The organism is Streptomyces sp. NPDC050264 (assembly GCF_040655895.1).
In the GTDB taxonomy this organism is placed as follows: Bacteria; Actinomycetota; Actinomycetes; order Streptomycetales; family Streptomycetaceae; genus Streptomyces.
This window is the reverse complement of record NZ_JBFAKV010000006.1, coordinates 1-16,918: the sequence shown is the minus strand read 5'-3', so window position 1 is coordinate 16,918 and position 16,918 is coordinate 1. Positions and strand designations below refer to the sequence as shown.

19 protein-coding genes are annotated in these 16,918 nt (G+C 71.5%); 11 read left to right on the top strand and 8 right to left on the bottom strand.

Annotated elements, in window-relative coordinates; genetic code table 11:
• Positions 1-87: 87 nt before the first annotated feature.
• On the bottom strand, positions 88-894 hold the full coding sequence (locus tag AB0J02_RS11870; RefSeq protein WP_363193467.1) for a FadR/GntR family transcriptional regulator: 807 nt from the start codon (positions 892-894) through the stop codon (positions 88-90).
• Positions 895-945: 51 nt separating this feature from the next.
• On the bottom strand, positions 946-1,698 hold the full coding sequence (locus tag AB0J02_RS11865) for an ANTAR domain-containing protein (RefSeq protein WP_363193466.1): 753 nt from the start codon (positions 1,696-1,698) through the stop codon (positions 946-948).
• 129 nt (positions 1,699-1,827) lie between these two features.
• Between AB0J02_RS11865 and AB0J02_RS11860 the strand changes: the two genes are divergently transcribed.
• Positions 1,828-2,187, top strand: a complete 360-nt coding sequence (locus AB0J02_RS11860; RefSeq protein WP_363193465.1) for a helix-turn-helix domain-containing protein — start codon at positions 1,828-1,830, stop codon at positions 2,185-2,187.
• 105 nt (positions 2,188-2,292) lie between these two features.
• Here the strand turns inward: AB0J02_RS11860 and AB0J02_RS11855 are convergent, their stop codons facing one another.
• Both AB0J02_RS11855 and AB0J02_RS11850 read right to left on the bottom strand, forming a co-directional pair.
• On the bottom strand, positions 2,293-2,667 hold the full coding sequence (locus AB0J02_RS11855) for a VOC family protein (RefSeq protein ID WP_363193464.1): 375 nt from the start codon (positions 2,665-2,667) through the stop codon (positions 2,293-2,295).
• A gap of 29 nt (positions 2,668-2,696) precedes the next feature.
• Positions 2,697-3,638, bottom strand: coding sequence for a LysR family transcriptional regulator (locus tag AB0J02_RS11850; protein ID WP_363193463.1), 942 nt, complete (start codon positions 3,636-3,638; stop codon positions 2,697-2,699).
• 159 nt (positions 3,639-3,797) lie between these two features.
• Here AB0J02_RS11850 and AB0J02_RS11845 point away from each other — a divergent pair, with 159 nt between their 5' ends.
• From AB0J02_RS11845 to AB0J02_RS11815, 7 genes are all read left to right on the top strand, one after another.
• Positions 3,798-4,799 (top strand): fumarylacetoacetate hydrolase family protein, encoded by a 1,002-nt coding sequence (locus tag AB0J02_RS11845; RefSeq protein ID WP_363193462.1) that lies wholly within the window; start codon positions 3,798-3,800, stop codon positions 4,797-4,799.
• The gene (locus AB0J02_RS11840) at positions 4,796-5,758 is read left to right on the top strand and encodes a cyclase family protein (protein ID WP_363193461.1); all 963 of its coding nucleotides are present in this window, start codon (positions 4,796-4,798) and stop codon (positions 5,756-5,758) included. The genes AB0J02_RS11845 and AB0J02_RS11840 overlap by 4 nt, the downstream gene beginning before the upstream one ends.
• A gap of 57 nt (positions 5,759-5,815) precedes the next feature.
• Positions 5,816-6,952 (top strand): FAD-dependent oxidoreductase, encoded by a 1,137-nt coding sequence (locus tag AB0J02_RS11835; protein ID WP_363193460.1) that lies wholly within the window; start codon positions 5,816-5,818, stop codon positions 6,950-6,952.
• Positions 6,949-7,965, top strand: a complete 1,017-nt coding sequence (locus AB0J02_RS11830) for an amidohydrolase family protein (protein ID WP_363193459.1) — start codon at positions 6,949-6,951, stop codon at positions 7,963-7,965. Before AB0J02_RS11835 ends, AB0J02_RS11830 begins: the two co-directional genes overlap by 4 nt.
• A 3-nt stretch (positions 7,966-7,968) precedes the next feature.
• Positions 7,969-8,907, top strand: coding sequence for a VOC family protein (locus tag AB0J02_RS11825; RefSeq protein WP_363193458.1), 939 nt, complete (start codon positions 7,969-7,971; stop codon positions 8,905-8,907).
• Positions 8,908-8,947: 40 nt separating this feature from the next.
• Positions 8,948-9,916, top strand: coding sequence for a fumarylacetoacetate hydrolase family protein (locus tag AB0J02_RS11820; RefSeq protein WP_363193457.1), 969 nt, complete (start codon positions 8,948-8,950; stop codon positions 9,914-9,916).
• A 175-nt stretch (positions 9,917-10,091) separates the two neighbouring features.
• Positions 10,092-10,511 carry a carboxymuconolactone decarboxylase family protein gene (locus AB0J02_RS11815; RefSeq protein ID WP_363193456.1) on the top strand — a complete coding sequence of 140 codons (420 nt, stop codon included), beginning with the start codon at positions 10,092-10,094 and terminating at the stop codon, positions 10,509-10,511.
• Between the two features lie 21 nt (positions 10,512-10,532).
• Here the strand turns inward: AB0J02_RS11815 and AB0J02_RS11810 are convergent, their stop codons facing one another.
• Complete coding sequence (locus AB0J02_RS11810) at positions 10,533-11,588, bottom strand: NAD(P)-dependent alcohol dehydrogenase (RefSeq protein WP_363193455.1); 1,056 nt, start codon at positions 11,586-11,588, stop codon at positions 10,533-10,535.
• 114 nt (positions 11,589-11,702) lie between these two features.
• Between AB0J02_RS11810 and AB0J02_RS11805 the strand changes: the two genes are divergently transcribed.
• The gene (locus tag AB0J02_RS11805; protein WP_363193454.1) at positions 11,703-12,290 is read left to right on the top strand and encodes a TetR family transcriptional regulator; all 588 of its coding nucleotides are present in this window, start codon (positions 11,703-11,705) and stop codon (positions 12,288-12,290) included.
• Between the two features lie 379 nt (positions 12,291-12,669).
• Here AB0J02_RS11805 and AB0J02_RS11800 read toward each other — a convergent pair whose 3' ends face one another.
• Both AB0J02_RS11800 and AB0J02_RS11795 read right to left on the bottom strand, forming a co-directional pair.
• On the bottom strand, positions 12,670-13,809 hold the full coding sequence (locus tag AB0J02_RS11800; protein WP_363193854.1) for a DUF6596 domain-containing protein: 1,140 nt from the start codon (positions 13,807-13,809) through the stop codon (positions 12,670-12,672).
• A gap of 8 nt (positions 13,810-13,817) precedes the next feature.
• The gene (locus tag AB0J02_RS11795) at positions 13,818-14,225 is read right to left on the bottom strand and encodes a YciI family protein (protein WP_363193453.1); all 408 of its coding nucleotides are present in this window, start codon (positions 14,223-14,225) and stop codon (positions 13,818-13,820) included.
• A 295-nt stretch (positions 14,226-14,520) separates the two neighbouring features.
• Between AB0J02_RS11795 and AB0J02_RS11790 the strand changes: the two genes are divergently transcribed.
• Positions 14,521-14,703, top strand: coding sequence for a hypothetical protein (locus AB0J02_RS11790; RefSeq protein ID WP_363193452.1), 183 nt, complete (start codon positions 14,521-14,523; stop codon positions 14,701-14,703).
• Here the strand turns inward: AB0J02_RS11790 and AB0J02_RS11785 are convergent.
• On the bottom strand, positions 14,652-16,037 hold the full coding sequence (locus AB0J02_RS11785; protein WP_363193451.1) for a carboxypeptidase regulatory-like domain-containing protein: 1,386 nt from the start codon (positions 16,035-16,037) through the stop codon (positions 14,652-14,654). The two genes, AB0J02_RS11790 and AB0J02_RS11785, sit on opposite strands and share 52 nt — an antisense overlap.
• Before the next feature lie 91 nt (positions 16,038-16,128).
• Here AB0J02_RS11785 and AB0J02_RS11780 point away from each other — a divergent pair, with 91 nt between their 5' ends.
• Entirely contained in the window at positions 16,129-16,701 is a 573-nt protein-coding gene (locus AB0J02_RS11780) for a TetR family transcriptional regulator (protein ID WP_363193450.1), read from the top strand.
• The last annotated feature ends 217 nt before the right edge of the window (positions 16,702-16,918 follow it).

The window sequence follows — 16,918 nt, the reverse complement described above, 5'->3', positions numbered from 1 at the left end:
GGCCAGCGAGACGATAACAACTGAGAGGCACGCTGAACAGCCCCCTGGACGGGAGGATTCCGCGGCGGCCGAGAACGGGACCGCGCGTCAGCGGGCCCGGCCGGGCTGCTCCCTGGAGGGATCGAGCAGGGTCTCGATGTGATTGCGCGCCATGACATCTACCTGCAGATCGAGGTCGGCCCCATAGGTGCGCAGGCCGAGTCGCAGATGCTCCAGCATCCGCGCGCAGGCGAGCTCCACGTCGCCCGCCTCGATGGCCTCGAAGATCTCCGGGTGGTGCGGCACTCCCGGCTCACCGATGGACGGATCCGAGTTCGAGCGCAGCATCATCTCGAACATCATCCCGCTGATCGACGACAGCATGATGCGCAGCACGGGGTTCTTGCTCGCCACCGCGATGGCGTCGTGGAACTCCATGTCCGCCCGCGCCTTGACCACCACGTCGGACGCCGACTCCATGGCGTCCCGGGCGGACCGCAGCACCGCGATGTCCTCCTGGGTGGCCCGCTCGGTGGCGAGCCGGACCGTCTCGACCTCCAGCGGGATGCGCGCCTCGATGAGCTGACGCACCGTCGGCCGACCTGCCCGGTACAGGGCGTCGTAGCCGCGGGCCTGCCCCGACGACGGCTCCCGTACGAAGGAGCCGCGGCCCGGCTCGACTTCGATGAGGTGCTGGGCCTCGAGCCGGCGCAGCACTTCCCGTACGACGTTGCGGCTCGCACCGAACTGCTCGGCGAGTTCACGCTCCGATGGGAGCTTCGAGCCGACGGCGATCTCTCCGGACCTGATGTCGTGTTCGAGCTGTCGCGCGAACCGTTCCGTCAGGAGCCCTCGTCGGCCGGACTCCGCAACACGGCCCGGGCGCGACGGATCTGAGGGGGCTGACGACTGCATGACCGCAGCGTACAGGCGACGCGCCGTCCCGTCCGGACGGGCCGCCGGCCTCTACTCGCCCTTGCCGCCCCTGTCGGCAGACGTCAGGGGCATCGCGCCGACGGTGTCCGCGGGTGCGGGCACGCCCGCGTCGGCCCAGTCCCAGTCGTGTCCGTCGACCGGGTCCACTACCCGGTCGGCCGGGTCGACGACCGGGCTGTCCTGCCCCGCGCGGTCGGCGAAACGGGCCATCACGGCGGACAGTTGGGTCTGCACGGCCTTGGGCAGCGGAGCCACGCCCGTGGTCGAGTCGACCAGGTGCCCCGCCACCCGGTGCAGCTTGATGTTGGTGCGCTGGGACACGTCGACCAACGCCTCCCAGGCTTCCAGCGGGCTGACGCCGAAGGCCGCGACGAGAACGCCCCGGGCCATGTCGATGGTGCCGCGGCTCTGCATCGCCCGCCGCAGCTGCACGACCTCGCGGCGCAGATCGGCGTCCGAGTCGTCCGCCGGCCCGGAGTGCGGGTCCGTGGCCGCGGGGGGCTCGACGCTCAGCAGAATGTTCACGGCCGAACAGCCACAGGGCTCGACCCTGTTCAGGTCCAGGTCGAGACTTCCGTCCGAGGCGAGGAGAAGCGGACGCAGGGCGCTTTCGAGCCGCTGATCCTCGTGGAGACGAAGATCCCCGCGCACGCTGACGACCATCCGGTCGCCGTCCCGGTGGTTGAAGATCGTCAGCCCGGAGAGCCGGTGGGTTCCGGCGAGGGAGGCCGGCTCGGCACAGGTGGCGGCCGACCCGGTCCCGCACTGTGCAGACTCTGGCATGGCCGTCTCCCTCGGTGCTGCCTGGTGGTCCGATATCAGATTCCCGCGCTATCGTGACATACGTCAAGTGATACCTGAAACGAAGTTCAGGGGTTCTAAGACACGAACACCAGGGCCTACGATCCAGGTATGGATGGAGTGCCGGAACCGCATGCTGGATGGACGTTCATCACCAATCACGCACGGGTGCTCGCCGCCATCGCCGAAGACCAGAACGCGCGGATCCGCGACATCGCCGCGTACTGCAGGGTCACCGAGAGAGCTGTCCAGAAGATCATCGCGGACCTTGAGGAGAGCGGCTTCCTCTCCCACACGCGCGAGGGGCGCGGCAACACCTACGTGATCGCGCCCGGCAAGACCCTGCGCCACCCCGCCGAGGCCGAGGCCGGGCTCACCGTCGCCTCCCTGCTCGGCCTGCTCGCCCAGGACGAGGCGCACCGCGCCGACCATCACCGCAGCGGCGAGCGGCAGAGCGCCGACCGCACTTGAGCACAGGCCTGCGGGCCGCCCGCCTCGACCAGGGCAGGCCCTGGGCCTGTCTTCAAACTCCCCTCTGCCCGGCGACGAGGGGAGTTTGAAGACACGCCCAGGGCGTCAGGCGCCCGGCAGGAAGAAGCAGAACGGGTGGCCGTGCGGGTCGCGGAGGACGCGTACGTCCTTCTGCGGCTGATGTCCCTCCAGCGTCGCGCCCAGGGCGCAGGCACGCTCGGTCTCCGCCTCCAGGTCGACGACCTGGAGGTCCAGGTGCGCCTGCATCTGCTGGGTGCCGGGGCCCTGGGGCCAGACCGGGGGCGTGTGGTCGGGCTCCCACTGGAAACTGAGACCCGGCCGCTCCCTTTCCGGGGCGCGCAGGCGGACCCACTCCTGCGTGCGTTCGACCTCCTCCCAGCCCAGCAGGGCCCGGTAGAAGTCGGCCAGCGCGGGCGGGTCGGGAGTGCCGAGGACAAAACCACCGAGCGTTGCCGTCATGCCCCGACGATTGCCCAGGCCGCCCACGCCTACGCGTTCGCCACGCCGTTCGCCCGGTCCGCGCTCCCCCCGGCCATGCCGCGGCCCACGCGCGCGGCGGTCTCCCGCAGCCAGATGTGGGCCGCGTCATGCGTGTGCACCGGATGCCACCACATGGCCTCGCGCAGAGGAACGGCCTCGTACGGCGGCTCCATGACGCGCACGGCGGCGAGGGGTGCGAGGAGGCGGGCCAGGCGGGCCTGGATCAGGGCGATGCGCCGGGTTCCGGCCACCATCAGCGGCAGCAGCTGGAAGCTGTCGACGGAGACCTCCACGCGCGGCTCGACGCCGAGCATGCCGAGCTGGCGTACGGCCGGCGCGTCGTAGGTGCGCTGGTAGGTGACCCACGGCAGGCGCGCGATGTCCTGCCGGGTGAGCCGGTCCGCGACGCCCGGGTGGTCCTGTGCGACCAGGAAGACCCAGCGGTCGTCGTACAGGTCGGTGGCGGGGAAGTCGCTGATGACGCCGTGCGGCATGAGCAGCCCGTCGACGGCGCCGAGCAGGGTCGCCGTGTCGTCGACCACGGTGGGCGGGGTCTGGGCGAAGCGCAGCCGGATGCCGGGGGCCTCCTCGTGCACGACGCGGGCGAGTTCGGCGCCGAACACGGACACCGCGTAGTCGGAGGCCACGAGCGTGAACTCGCGGTTCTCCACGGCCGGATCGAAGTCGGCCTGGCTGGCGAACAGGCGCTCCAGCAGGTCGTACGCGTTGGTCGTGCGGTCGAGCAGCACCCGGCCGAGGGCGGTCAGTTCGTAGTGGCCGCCGACGCGGGCGAGCAGGTCGTCGTCGAAGTGCCGGCGCAGGCGGGCCAGGGCAGCGCTCATGGCGGGCTGGCTCAGCCCCACGCGCTGCCCGGCGCGCGTGACGTTGCGCTCCTCCAGCAGGGCGCGCAGCGCGACGACGAGGTTGAGGTCCAGGCGGGCCAGATTCACGGGTTTTCCCTTGCTGTTCGACGCGCGATCCACATCCGACCGGCGCGGGACCGGTGCCGATCAGGCGGCATCCATGGGACGGATGGCGGTCATCCACACAATCGATTTCCCTGATCACTGGTGGCGGGTCCAGATTAGACCCAACGCCATCAGGAGGACATGTCCGTGAAACCCGCTCCCGCTCCCGCACTCTTCGCGGGCCCCTTCGCCCTCGCGTCCCTGTCGGCGCCGGACGGGCCCGTCTTTCCCGCGCTCGTGACCCCCGACAGTCGCGTACTTGACCTTCGAGTCGCCCTGGAAGCACCGCGGTTGACGACCCGTCGGCTGCTTGAGGAGTGGCCTACGGTTCTGCCGAGGCTGCGGGGCCTGGCGGGCAACGACTCCGTCGAACTCAGGCCGTTGGCGGAGTTCCGGGTGCACGCGCCGGTCGAGCCGCGCCAGGTGTTCCAGTCCGGCGCCAACTACCGGCAGCACGTCGTCGACCTGCACGTGGCCCACCGGGACCCGGCCGACGACCGGCCCGAGGAGGAGCGGCGCGCGGAGGCCGCGGAGCTCATGGACCGGCGGGCCGCCGAGGATCTGCCGTACGTGTTCATCGGCCTGCCGAGCGCGATCACCGGCCCCTACGACGAGGTCACCCTGCCCGCCTGGGCGGAAAAGCCGGACTGGGAGCTGGAGTTGGCCGCCGTGATCGGCCGGCCCGCGCACCGCGTCTCCGTGGCGGAGGCGCTGGAGTACGTCGCCGGGTACACCATCGCCAACGACCTCACCGACCGGGCCACCGTCTTCCGCCGGGACATGCCGCGGATCGGCACCGACTGGCTGCGCAGCAAGAACGCGCCCGGCTTCACGCCGCTCGGCCCGTGGATCGTGCCCGCCGAGTCGGTCGCCGACCCCGGCAAGCTGCGCCTGACGCTGACGCTGAACGGCGAGACCATGCAGGACGAGTCCACCAAGGACATGATCTTCAACGTGGCACGCATGGTGGCGTACGCGTCGCAGAGCGCCCAACTCCTTCCCGGCGACCTGGTGTTGACCGGCTCTCCGGCCGGCAACGGCATGCACTGGGGGCGGCTGCTGCGCGACGGCGACGTGATGGAGGGGGCGATCACCGGGCTCGGCGTACAGCGCACCCGCTGTGTCGCGGAGGCCGCGACGTGAGGCTCGACCGCCACGACCCGGAGGGATCGATCGCGCGCGCCGCCAAGGCGTATACGAATTGGGGGCGTTGGGGCACGGACGATGTCCTGGGCACCCTCAATTTCCTCGACGACGCCAAGCGCCGCGAGGGCGCCGCCCTGGTGCGGCGGGGCGTCAGCTTCTCCCTCTCCCAGCGGTTCGACATGGACGGCCCGCAGAAGGGCTGGCGGCGCCGGACCAACCCGGTGCACACGATGCTGGACACCGGCACGGACGCCGCCCTGGACAACCAGGGGTTCCCGCACGGGCTGGGCGGCGCCGACGACGTGATCGCCATGCCGTTGCAGTGCTCCACGCAGTGGGACGGGCTCGGGCACATCTTCGACCATGGCAAGGCGTGGAACGGCAGGCCGGCCGAGCGGGTGGTCACGTCCGACGGCGACCTCGTCACCGGCATCGAGCACATGGCCCCGCACGTCGCGGGCCGCGGAGTCCTGCTCGACGTGGGCCGCGTCGTCGGTGAGGACGGCGAGTTGCCCGACGGCTTCGCCGTCACCGAGGAGCACCTGACCGCCACCGCAGCGGCGCAGGACGTACGGGTCGGGCGCGGTGACCTCGTGCTCGTCCGTACCGGGCAGCTCACCCGGGCCCGGCGCGAGGGCTGGGGCGAGTACGCGGGAGGGCCGGCGCCCGGCCTGTCGTTCACCTCGGCCGGCTGGCTGCACCGCACGGAGATCGCCGCGATCGCCACCGACACCTGGGGTTTCGAGGTCCGGCCGAACGAGTTCGAGCACGCCTTCCAGCCCCTGCACCAGGTCGCCATCCCCAACATGGGGCTGCTCATCGGCGAGATGTGGGACCCGGACGCGCTCGCCGCCGACTGCGCGGCCGACGGCGTGTACGAGTTCTGGCTCACCGCCGCGCCGCTGCCGATCACCGGCGCCGTCGGTTCGCCCGTCAACCCGCTCGCCGTCAAGTAGGCCACGATCATTGACCAGGCGACCCCCAACCACCCTGCGGAACAAGGGAGTTCCTTCATGAGTACACCCCGCTCGGTCCTCGTCGTCGGCGGCGGCGCGGCCGGCAGCGCCGCCACGATCCTGCTGCGCCGCGCCGGCCTCGCGGTGGAGCTGATCGAGGCGAAGGACGACTGGAACGCCACCGCGGGATCCGGCATCACCCTCCAGGGCAACGCACTGCGTGTCCTGCGCGAACTGGGCGTGTGGGAACAGGTGGAGCGGTCCGGGTTCGGCTTCGACTCGGTCGGCATCACCGCCCCCGACGGCACCGTCCTGCACGTCGCCGAGGACCTGCGCACGGGCGGCGACGACCTGCCCGCGACCGTCGGCATGCGGCGTCCGCAGTTGCAGGGCGCCCTGATCGACGCGGTCCGCGCCAGTGGCGCCACCGTACGTCTGGGCACCCGGGCCGACTCCCTCGACCAGTCCGCCGACGGGGCCGGGGTCACCGTGCGGTTCAGCGACGGCAGCCGGGGCCGCTACGACCTGGTGATCGCCGCCGACGGCCTGGGCTCCGCCACCCGCGCGGCGATCGGCATCACGGACAAGCCCGAGCCGACCGGTATGGCCATCTGGCGGGTGGCGGCGCCGCGCCCGGCCGGTGTGACCCGGACCGACCTGGCCTACGGCGGCCCGGCCTACATCGCCGGTTACTGTCCCACCGGCGACGCGAGCCTGTACGCGTACGTCGTCGAGGCGAACCGCGACCGCGCCGCCGTCCCGGCCGCCTCGTACGCCGACGAAATGCGTTCCCTGGCCCGGCACTACGGCGGCTACTGGCCGGAGATCACCCGGCACATCACCGATCCCGCGCAGGTCAACTACACCTGGTTCGACCGGCTGTTGGTCGAAGGGTCCTGGCACCGCGGCCGGGTCGTCCTCGTCGGCGACGCCGCGCACTGCTGCCCGCCCACCCTCGCCCAGGGCGCCGCCCTCTCCCTGGAGGACGCCTGGGTCCTCGCCCAGCTGCTGACCGCCACGGACAGCTGGGACGACGCGCTGTTCCAGGCGTACTACGAGCGGCGGATCGCCCGGGTGCGCCCCGTCGTGGAGGCATCCGTCCAGATCGGGCGGTGGCAGCTCGACGGCGTCCGGGACGCCGATGTACCCGCCCTGATGGGCCGCACGATGACCCTGCTCAGGGAGGTGCCGTGACCGCCCCCGGCGCCTCCGCCGCCCCCACGGTCGATGTGCACGCCCACATCCTGCTGCCCGAGGTCGAAGCCCTGGTGGACGGCCTGCCGGGGCGCGCCGACGCCCACGCCCTCGACGCCCGGCGCAACGGCCCCGCCGCCCTCGCGGTCAACGGCCCGATGGTGCGCGAGCGCATCCCCGCGATGACCGATGTCTCCGTACGCCTCGCCGCGATGGACGACCGGGGCGTGGACGTACAACTGGTCAGCCCCTCCCCCTCGCACTATCACTACTGGGCGGACGAGGAGACGGCCGAGAAGGTCTGGATCCTGGCCGACGAGGCCACCGCGGCGCACTGTTCGGCCGCACCCGACCGACTGCGCGGTCTCGGACTCGTACCGTTGCAGCATCCCGGGCACCTGGTGCGCGCACTCGACCACGCGCTGCGGCAGGGGCTCTCGGGAGTGGAGATCTCCAGCCACGCCCCCGGCCGGGAACTGTCCGATCCGGCCTACGAGCCGTTCTGGACCCGCGCCGAGGAGACGGGCGCGCTCCTCTTCCTGCACCCCTTCGGCTGCACGCTCGACGAGCGCCTCGACCGCTGGTATCTGTCCAACTCCGTCGGCCAGCCCACCGAGAACGCGGTCGCGCTGTCGCACCTGATCTTCTCCGGCGTGCTCGACCGCCACCCCGGCCTGCGGCTGATCGCCGCGCACGGCGGCGGCTACCTGCCCACGCACATCGGCCGCTCCGACCACGCGTGGCGCACCCGCCCGGACGCCGGGGCCGGCTGCGCGCACCCGCCCAGCAGCTATCTGCGGCGGCTGTACTTCGACTCGCTCGTCCATGACCCGTACGTACTGCGGGAGTTGGTCCGTGCCGTCGGTGCCGACCGGGTCCTGCTCGGCTCCGACTTCCCGTTCGACATGGGCGCCGAGGACCCCGTCGGCGCGCTGCGCGCCGCCGGTCTGACCGCCAACGACTTCCACGCCGTACGCGGCGGCAACGCCGCCGCCCTCCTCCGGAAGGACTGACCCATGAGCCCCCGCCTGCTCACCCATCTGCGCCACGTCGACCTCGCCGTGCCCGACTTCGCCGGGCAACTCGACTTCTACTCCGGCGTCTGGGGCCTCACCGAGGTCGCCGCGGACTCCGGCATCTCCTTCCTCGCCGCGGAGGGCTCTCCCGAGCAGTACGTGGTCCGGCTCCGCGAGGCCGGGGAGAAGCGCCTCGACCTCGTCTCCTACGGGGCCGCGAACCCGGCCGACGTCGACACCCTCGCCGAGCAACTCCTCGCCGGTGACGTGCAGTTGATCAGCAGGCCCGGGAAGCTCGACACCCCCGGCGGCGGCTACGGGTTCCGCTTCTTCGACGTCGACGGGCGCACCATCGAGGTGTCCGCCGATGTCGGCGTCCGGCAGCATCGCAAGATCGAGGAGAAGGAGGCCATCCCGGTCAAGCTCTCCCACGTCGTCCTCAACTCGCCCGACCTGGACCGGACCCGGCAGTGGTACGAGCGCCACCTCGGCTTCGCCCTCTCCGACACGCTGAGTTCGCCGCACATGGGCGACGTCATGCACTTCATGCGGATCAGCAACCAGCACCACTCCATGGCCATCGCCCAGGGACCGCACACCTCGCTGCACCACGTCTCCTTCGAGATGCGCGGCATCGACGAGTACATGCGCGGGTCGGGCCGGGTCATGCGGGCCGGGTTCCGGAAGGTGTGGGGGCCGGGCCGGCACATGGCCGGGGACAACACCTTCACGTACTTCCTCGACCCGCACGGCAACACCGTCGAGTACACCACCGAACTGGAACTCCTCGACGAGGACACCTGGCACCCGCACGTCTACGACTTCTCGCGGCCCGAGGTGACCGACCAGTGGGGCACCGCCAACCCGATGAACGAACTCATCGCCAAGGAGTCCTTCAACGACCCCGACCGCGGCGTGTTCACAGCCCCGCCCGTCTGATCCCCCAGCCCCCCTTGCTCCGCGCGCCAGGAGAACCCTCATGCGCCTCGCCACCTACGTGCACCAGGGCCGGACGTACGTCGCCGTCGTGAAGGACGGCACCTTGTACCCCGTGCCGGGAGTGCGCTCGCTGACCGAACTCATCGATGGAGCAGGCGGGTTGGAGGCGCTGCTGCGGACAGGCACCGCCGCGCTCGACTCGCCGCCCGGGCCCCGCGTCCGCGACGTGCGGCTGCTGCCGCCCCTGCGTCCCGCCTCCATCCGGGACTTCGTCACCTTCGAGGAACACGTCGAGGGCGTACGCCGCTCCGTGGACGGTGCGAGCGGTGTACCCGCGCAGTGGTACGCGGCGCCGACGTTCTACTTCACCAACCCGCATGCCGTGTTCGGCCCGGACGACGACATCCCCGTGCCGCCCGGGTCCGCCGCCCTGGACTACGAACTCGAAGTGGCCGCCGTCATCGGCCGCGAGGGGCACGACCTCACCCCCGAGCGGGCCCGTGACCACATCGTCGGCTACACCGTCCTCAACGACTGGTCCGCCCGCGACCTGCAGTCAGCCGAGATGAAGGTGGGCCTCGGCCCGTGCAAGGGCAAGGACACCGCCACCACCCTCGGCCCCTGGCTGGTCACCGCCGACGAACTGGAGCCGTACCGGGATCCTGACGGTTTCCTGCGCCTCGCCCTGACCGCCGAGGTCAACGGCGAGGTGATCGGTACGGATCTGCTCTCCCACATGAGCTGGACCTTCGAGGAGATGGCCGCCTACGCCTCCCGCGGCACCCGCGTCGTCCCCGGCGACATCCTCGGCTCGGGCACCTGCGGCAACGGCGGCTGCCTGGCCGAACTCTGGGGTCTGCGCGGCGAGCGGACCCCGCCCCCGCTGCGGCCCGGCGACACCGTCACTCTCACCGTCGAGGGCATCGGCAGCCTCACCAACACCGTCGTCCCCGGCGCCGTTCCGGTACCGCTCCCGGCAGCGCGCCGCCGCGGCAGGGAGCGGCCGTGAGTGCGCCGTCCCCCTGCCGGGCGTGACATGGCTTCGTAAAGTGGTAGGGGCGTGGGTGTGCGCCGTGGTGCCCGCGCGCCGGAGGAGAAGATCCACTGCGAAGATCCATTTCGCGGATCCACTACTACGAACGGCTGCTCGCCGGGCTCGGCGGGAGGCCGGAAACGGACCCCTCATGAGTGCTGAGCCCGGCGCCGAGAGCCGCCAGGACCGCTTCGCCCGTGGCATGGAGATGATGACCCGCGTCGACGGCGAGGGCGGTCCGCGCGTCGTCGACGCCCTCGCCGACGTCAGCCCCGAACTCGCCCACCAGATCGTCGCGTGGGGTTTCGGGGACATCTACAGCCGCCCCGCTCTGCCGCCGCGCGACCGGCAGTTGGTCACCCTCGGGATACTGACCGCCCTCGGCGGGTGCGAACCCCAGCTGGAGGTGCACATCAACACCTCCCTCAACGTCGGCCTCACTCCCGAGGAGATCGTGGAGGCCCTCCTACACTCGGCCGGCTACTGCGGTTTCCCCAGGGCCCTGAACGCCACCTTCGTGGCCAAGAAGGTGTTCGGCGAGCGCGGCCTCCTGCCGGTGCGGCAGGAGTAGACCCGGCCGCGTGGCGCGCCTCTACGGCTCCGCGCGGTCCAGGTCGGACATGTCGAGGACGAAGCGGTAGCGGACGTCGTTGCGGCGGAGCCGGTCGAAGGCCTCGTTCACCCGCGCCGACGGGAGCAGTTCGATCTCCGCGGTGATGCCGTACTCGGCACAGAAGTCCAGCATGGCGGCGGTCGCGGGGAGGCCCCCGCTGCCGGCGGAGCTGAGCTTCTTGCGTCCCACGAGCAGGTCCATGGTCTCCACGCTCACGGGTCCGAGGTGTCCCAGGTGGCTGAGCGTGCCGTCCATGGCGACCAGGCGCAGATACGGGCCCAGGTCGTGGGAGGCCGAGATGGTGTCGACGACCACGTCGAACCGGTCGCGGGCTGCGGCCATCTCCGCCGGGTCCGAGGAGACGATGAGGTGGTGGGCGCCGAGGCGTCGCGCGTCGTCGGCCTTGCCGGGTGAGCGGCTGATGACCGTCGTGTCGGCGCCGAGCGCCACGGCGAACTTGACGGCGAGATGCCCCAGGCCGCCAAGACCCGCCACGGCAACCCGGCTGCCCGGCCCCACGCCGAGGCTGCGCAAGGGCTCCCAGACCGTGATCCCCGCACAGAGCAGAGGTGCGGCGGCCGCCGGGTCGAGGCCCGGGGGAAGCGGGTGGGCGAACCGGTCACGGACGACGTATTCGCGCGAGAAGGCGCCCAGGGTCGTCGATCCGTCGTGCCGGTCGACTCCCGCGTAGGTCAGAGTGGGGAAGGTGTGGCAGAAGTTCTCCTGTCCGGCCCGGCACATGGGGCACGCGCCGCACGCGTCGACGATGTTGCCGACCGCCACGGGGTCGCCTGCGGCGAAGCGGGTGACGGCGGGCCCGGTCCCGGTCACGACTCCGGTGAACTCGTGGCCGGGTACCAGCGGGCCGTTCCGCGCGCTGTCGTGGCTCCCGAGGGCGTGCAGGTCGCTGTGGCAGACCCCGCAGTAGTCCACACGGATCGCGAGATCGTCGGGGCGCAGGTCACGCCGGTGCAGCGATGTCCGGCGCAGCGCGGTACCCGCGCCCTCCGCCTGCCAGCCAGTTGTTGTCCGCACAGCACGTCTCCCCACTCAGAGCGCAAACAGACTGTTCTGTCTGTTGCGAGGGTCCAAGATAGGCACACACAGCCGTCGAGGCAAACCAACTGTTCTGTTTGGTAGGTTGCCGTCATGCCCGATCAGCCCCTGACGTCCCGTGGCGCGGCGACCTACCAGCGCATCATCGACATGGCGACGCACGAGTTCGCCCAGCATGGGATCGCCGGTGCGCGCATCGAGCGCGTCGTGGCCGCGGCCCGCACCAACAAGGCGCAGCTCTACGCCTACTTCGGCAACAAGGAGGGCCTCTTCGACGCCATCTTCTTCGCCTCGCTGGAGCGGATCACGAACGTCGTCCCGATCGACGCCGACGACCTGGCGGACTGGGCCGTGCGCCTCTACGACGAGTACCTGCGCCGCCCGGACCTCATCCGGCTCGCCACCTGGGCGCGCCTGGAGCGCCGCCCGGCCGGACACCTGGTGGCGGAACACGAACGGCTCGACGACCGCAAACTGCGGGCCATCGGCGAGGCCCAGGCCGCAGGCCGGGTCCGCCCGGGTGACCCGTTCGACCTGATGGCCATGGTCATCGCCATGTCCATGGCCTGGTCACCGGTGAGCAACGTCTACGCGGCGACCGCCGACGAGCCCCCGGCCGTGCATGAAGAGCGCCGCACCCTGCTCCGTGCGTGCGTGCTGCGCGCGGTGTCGGCCGACTGACACGAAGCGCCCGCCTTCGGCCTCCTCGCCCCAGGGGGTGTCTTCACACTCCCCTCGTCTCCCGGAGGGCGGCCCGGCGGCGTTCGGTGCGTGCGCTCTCGGCGGGCCGGATGCAGGGCCTCGTACGGGGCGTTCTCGGCGTTGCGCCCGGTGCGGCGAGAGTGCGTGCCGGGCGTCGCCGGGCAGAGGGGAGTTCGAAGACAGACCCTAGCCCCAATGCCGTTGCCTTAGCCGCGATCTTGGTGCGTGCACCCCCGAGCGCAGGCGCGGCGCGCATCCTGGTGACATTCTCAAAAACGCAGGAGTCCACCGTGTCACGGCGGTTCATGAGCCTGGGGCGACGAAGGGCAAGATCGCCCGTAACGCAACGGCATTGACCCTAGCCCCGGGTGTTGAGCCGGGCGGCCTGGCGCGTCAGGTGGTCTCGCTCGGCCAGGTTCGTCGCCTTGTGGGCCGCATCGGCGTAGAGCCGGGCCGCCCTCTCCAGGTCGCCGTCGCGCTCGTGGAGGTACGCCGCCACCGCGGTGTGGCGCGGCAGAGCGTTGTCCACAGTCGCGAGCGCCGCCAGGCCGGCGCGCGGCCCGTCGGCCTCGCCGACGGCGACCACGCGGTTGAGCCGGACGACCGGGCTGTCGGTCAGCCGCGCGAGCTCGTCGTACCACTCGACGATCTGCACCCAGTCCGTCTCCTCGGCGGCGGGCGCGTCGGCGTGGAGTGCCGCGATGGCAGCCTGGGCCTGGAACTCGCCGAGGCGGTCGCGGGCGAGGGCCGCCTGCAAAATCCCGACGCCCTCGGCGATCGACGCGGTGTCCCACCGGCCGCGGTCCTGCTCGGCGAGCGGCACCAGGCGGCCGTCGGGCGCGGTCCGGGCGGCGCGCCGCGCGTGGTGGAGCAGCATGAGGGCGAGCAGCCCCGACACCTCCGGGTGGTCGATCGCGGCGGCGAGCTGACGGGTCAGCCGGATGGCCTCGGCGGCGAGGTCGACGTCGCCGGAGTAGCCCTCGTTGAAGACGAGGTAGAGGACGCGCAGCACGGTGGCGACGTCGCCGGGCCTGTCGAACCGCACATCGGACACGGTGCGCTTGGCCCGGCTGATGCGCTGCGCCATGGTCGCCTCGGGCACCAGGTAGGCGCGGGCGATCTGCCGGGTGGTGAGACCGCCGACCGCGCGCAGCGTGAGCGCGACCGCGGACGACGGTGTCAGCGACGGATGCGCGCACAGGAAGTAGAGCTGGAGGGTGTCGTCGGCGGCGGGCGCGAGGCCGGGTGCGGGTTCGTCGTCGACGCGGTCCTCGCGCCGGCGGCGGGACGCGTCCGCCCGGGTCGCGTCGAGGAACCGGCGCCAGGCCACCGCGATCAGCCAGCCCTTCGGGTCCCGCGGCGGGTCGGCCGGCCAGCCGCGGACCGCCTCGACCAGCGCGTCCTGCACGGCGTCCTCGGCCGCCGCGAAGTCGGCTCCGCGGCGGACGAGGACGGCGAGCACACTCGGGGTGAGGCTCCGGAGCAGGGCATCGTCCAGCACGGGGGTCAGTCCGTGATGGTGTGCGAGGCCCCCATGAACGGGCGCAGTTCGAGCCACTCGTGGATCGGCTTGCCGCCCGCGCCGGGTGCGGCGGACAGTTCGCCGGCCAGCTCGACGGCGCGTTCGTAGCTGTCGACGTCGATCACCATCCAGCCGGCGATGAGGTCCTTGGTCTCGGCGAACGGACCGTCGGTGACCGGCGGGCGGCCCTCGCCGTCGTACCGGACGAAGGTTCCCTCGGAGGTGAGCGCCTGACTGTCGACGAACTCGCCGCTCTTTTCGAGCCGGGCCGCGAAGTCCCTCATGTACTGCACGTGGGCCGAGACCTCCTCCTGCGTCCACTGGTCCATGGGCACGTCGTTGACCGAGGCCGGGGCCCCTCGGTAGTGCTTCAGCAGCAGATACTTGGCCATCGTGCTTCTCCTCGACGCCGGCTGGTGCGTTCCATTGTGGTCGCGTTCATACCAGGGACGGAGCGGATCACGGGTTCTCGACATCGCCGTACGACTTTTTTTCCAACGGAGTTCTCACCCTTCGACGCCGGTGCGTTCACTCCCCGGGGAGGGCGCCGGCTCAGCTCGCAGCTCAACCCGATGTCTCCGCGCGTGCCCGTATCAGGAGGCGTATCTGCTCGACAGCGCCCCGCCAGTCCAGGGCCGCGCTCACTCTCCAGCTGACCCGGCTCGGCGGGAGACGGCGGAGCGTGCCATGGCGGAGGGCTTCGAGTTCGTCGCGATGGCACGGGCCCTGCTGCGCGAGCCCGATCTGATCGACCGGATGGCGAAGGACCCCGGCACACCGTGCCTGTGCATCCACTGCAACAAGTGCATGCCGACCATCTACAGCGGCACCCGCTGCGTCCTGGCGCCCTCTTCGGCGGCCGGTACCTGAGGCAGCAGCGCGAAGTCCACGCCGGCCGGCTCGCCGGACCGCAGCAACCTGCGGTGCGCGACGGGCCGAAGTCCGGGCGCGGAGGCGACGATGCTCAGGTGTCCCTCGGGCAGCCCCGAGACGGCGTAGCTCCCGTGCTCGTCGGTGACCGTGCTGACCAACTGCCGTCCCCGGCCGTCCAGAACGATGACCGCGGCGCCCCGCACCGGTTGCCGCGCGGAGTTCCGTACGGCACCGGCCAGCACGGGGACCGGCTCGCCGAAGTGGTGCGGGTGGACGGGGAGCGCGGTCGGGACCGGCGTCTCCAGCGCCGGGTCGTCGACCGGCGGTTCGGCGACCGCGTCGCGGGCTGCCGCGCGCCGGTGCCGCCAGAAGTCGAGGCCGAGGAGGGCCGCACCCAGGACGATCCAGGCACAGAGGACGAGCATCGGCTCCAGGATGCCCGCGCCGTCGAAGTACTGGATGCCGCGCAGGGCGTCGACGGCGTTCGCGAGCGGCATGACGGCGTGGATGCCCTGGTAGAACGGGGGCAGGAGCGGCGCGGGGACCGCTCCCCCGCTCGTCGGGATCGACATGACGATGAAGAGCGTCATGCCCACCGCGGGCAGGTACTGGCGGGTGAAGGCCGCGAGCCCGGATGCTGTCGTGGCCACCGCGGTGGTCAGCAGGAAGGCGACGGCCATCGTCGCGGGGTCCGCCTGCAGATATCCGAGGCCGACGCCGATGCCGTACCCGGCGGCGCCGAACAGCGCCGCGACGACCGCCACGGCCATCAGTTTGCGGCGGCGGTCGAAGCGGACGGCGCGCAGCAGTGTCGTGGCGAGGATGTAGGCGGGGATGTTCCAGGCGGTGGCGAAGTAGACCGCGGTCGAGCCGAGCGGATCCTTGCCGGTGGTCGGTGCGACGTCGCGCACCACCAAGTCGCCGTGCCCACCGGTCAGTTGGCCGAAATCGGCGACGAGCTGCTGCTCCAGCGAGGCGCCGTTGGCCTTCGCCACGTAGAGAACCGGGCGGCCTCCCTCGGTGGCGTAGCCCGCGTAGGCGTCCCGGTCGAGCACCGCCTGCCGCGCCCGGCTCGTGTCCGGCACCGCCTCGACGTCGAAGCCGCCCGGCTGGTGCCGACGCAGTTCGGCGTCCGTGCGGGCCGCCGCGGCGTTCCCCGCGACCGCGACCCGTACGTGGTGCGGTTGCGGCGCGTGCAGGGCCGGCGCGAAGAAGAACAGGATGCCCAGGAACAGGACCGCGGGGAACCAGACCGCCTCCGCCAGCGCCCGCACTGCCGCTCCACGCCCTCGCGTACCGCTCTCCACCGTGCCGGTCTCCGTTCTCACCATGAACAATGACCTGTTGTTGTACCGATCGGCACAGAAACAGGAAATGGACGATACATGTACCGTCCGGTACGTTCAAAAGGTGCCCCGTCCGATGAACACCGAGAAGCGCGCCGAACTGCTCGGCGACGTGGTCGCGTACATCCAGCGCCACGGGCTGGCCGGCCTGTCGCTGACGCCGCTCGCCGAGGAGATCGGCACGACGAAGCGGATGCTCCTGTACTACTTCGAGAGCCGGGAGAACCTGCTGGCCCGCGCCCTCGCCGCGAGCCGCCCCGACGCCCACGCCCTGTTCGACGGGGTCACCGACGCGCGGGAGTTGCGCGGGTCGGCCCACACCTTGTGGCGGGCGATCACGGTCGGCGAGCAGGCGGGCCCGATCCGGATGCTGCTCCAGCTGCTGAGCCTGGCCGCCACGGACCCGGAGCAGTACGGGAAGCTGGCCGCGGACACCGTCGAGTTCATGGTCGGGCCGATCGCGGACGCGTTCGTGCGCCTCGGCGCCACCGATCAACGGGCCCGCGAGCGCGCCACCCTGCTGGTCTCAGGACTGCGCGGTCTGTGCCAGGACCGCCTGGTCACGGGCGACGCGGACCGCACCGACGCGGCCGCGCGCCATCTGATCGACGCGGCCGCGCTGGGAGCGGTACGGGCGCCCGCGTCCTGAGCCTGTCTTCAAACTCAACCCTCGTCGCCCGGAGGGCGGCCCGGCGGCGTTCGGTGCGTGCTTTCGGCGGGCCGGGTGCAGGGTCTCGTACGGGGCGTACTCGGCTTTGCGCCCGGTGCGGCGAGAGTGCGTGCCGCGTGAACAACGCTGCGGGTCAATACACCTAAGCACTGTTTCTCGGATCATGTGCGGAGCCAGATGATGAGGGCTGCGAGGG

Coding starts and splice junctions, on each gene's coding strand:
- AB0J02_RS11780 (WP_363193450.1), top strand. CDS start 16,129: ATGAACACCGAGAAGCGCGCCGAACTGCTCGGCGACGTGGTCGCGTAC.
- AB0J02_RS11845 (WP_363193462.1), top strand. CDS start 3,798: ATGTCCGTGAAACCCGCTCCCGCTCCCGCACTCTTCGCGGGCCCCTTC.
- AB0J02_RS11865 (WP_363193466.1), bottom strand. CDS start 1,698: ATGCCAGAGTCTGCACAGTGCGGGACCGGGTCGGCCGCCACCTGTGCC.
- AB0J02_RS11870 (WP_363193467.1), bottom strand. CDS start 894: ATGCAGTCGTCAGCCCCCTCAGATCCGTCGCGCCCGGGCCGTGTTGCG.
- AB0J02_RS11795 (WP_363193453.1), bottom strand. CDS start 14,225: ATGGCCAAGTATCTGCTGCTGAAGCACTACCGAGGGGCCCCGGCCTCG.
- AB0J02_RS11785 (WP_363193451.1), bottom strand. CDS start 16,037: ATGGTGAGAACGGAGACCGGCACGGTGGAGAGCGGTACGCGAGGGCGT.
- AB0J02_RS11860 (WP_363193465.1), top strand. CDS start 1,828: ATGGATGGAGTGCCGGAACCGCATGCTGGATGGACGTTCATCACCAAT.
- AB0J02_RS11805 (WP_363193454.1), top strand. CDS start 11,703: ATGCCCGATCAGCCCCTGACGTCCCGTGGCGCGGCGACCTACCAGCGC.
- AB0J02_RS11835 (WP_363193460.1), top strand. CDS start 5,816: ATGAGTACACCCCGCTCGGTCCTCGTCGTCGGCGGCGGCGCGGCCGGC.
- AB0J02_RS11815 (WP_363193456.1), top strand. CDS start 10,092: ATGAGTGCTGAGCCCGGCGCCGAGAGCCGCCAGGACCGCTTCGCCCGT.
- AB0J02_RS11790 (WP_363193452.1), top strand. CDS start 14,521: ATGGCGGAGGGCTTCGAGTTCGTCGCGATGGCACGGGCCCTGCTGCGC.
- AB0J02_RS11825 (WP_363193458.1), top strand. CDS start 7,969: ATGAGCCCCCGCCTGCTCACCCATCTGCGCCACGTCGACCTCGCCGTG.
- AB0J02_RS11820 (WP_363193457.1), top strand. CDS start 8,948: ATGCGCCTCGCCACCTACGTGCACCAGGGCCGGACGTACGTCGCCGTC.
- AB0J02_RS11855 (WP_363193464.1), bottom strand. CDS start 2,667: ATGACGGCAACGCTCGGTGGTTTTGTCCTCGGCACTCCCGACCCGCCC.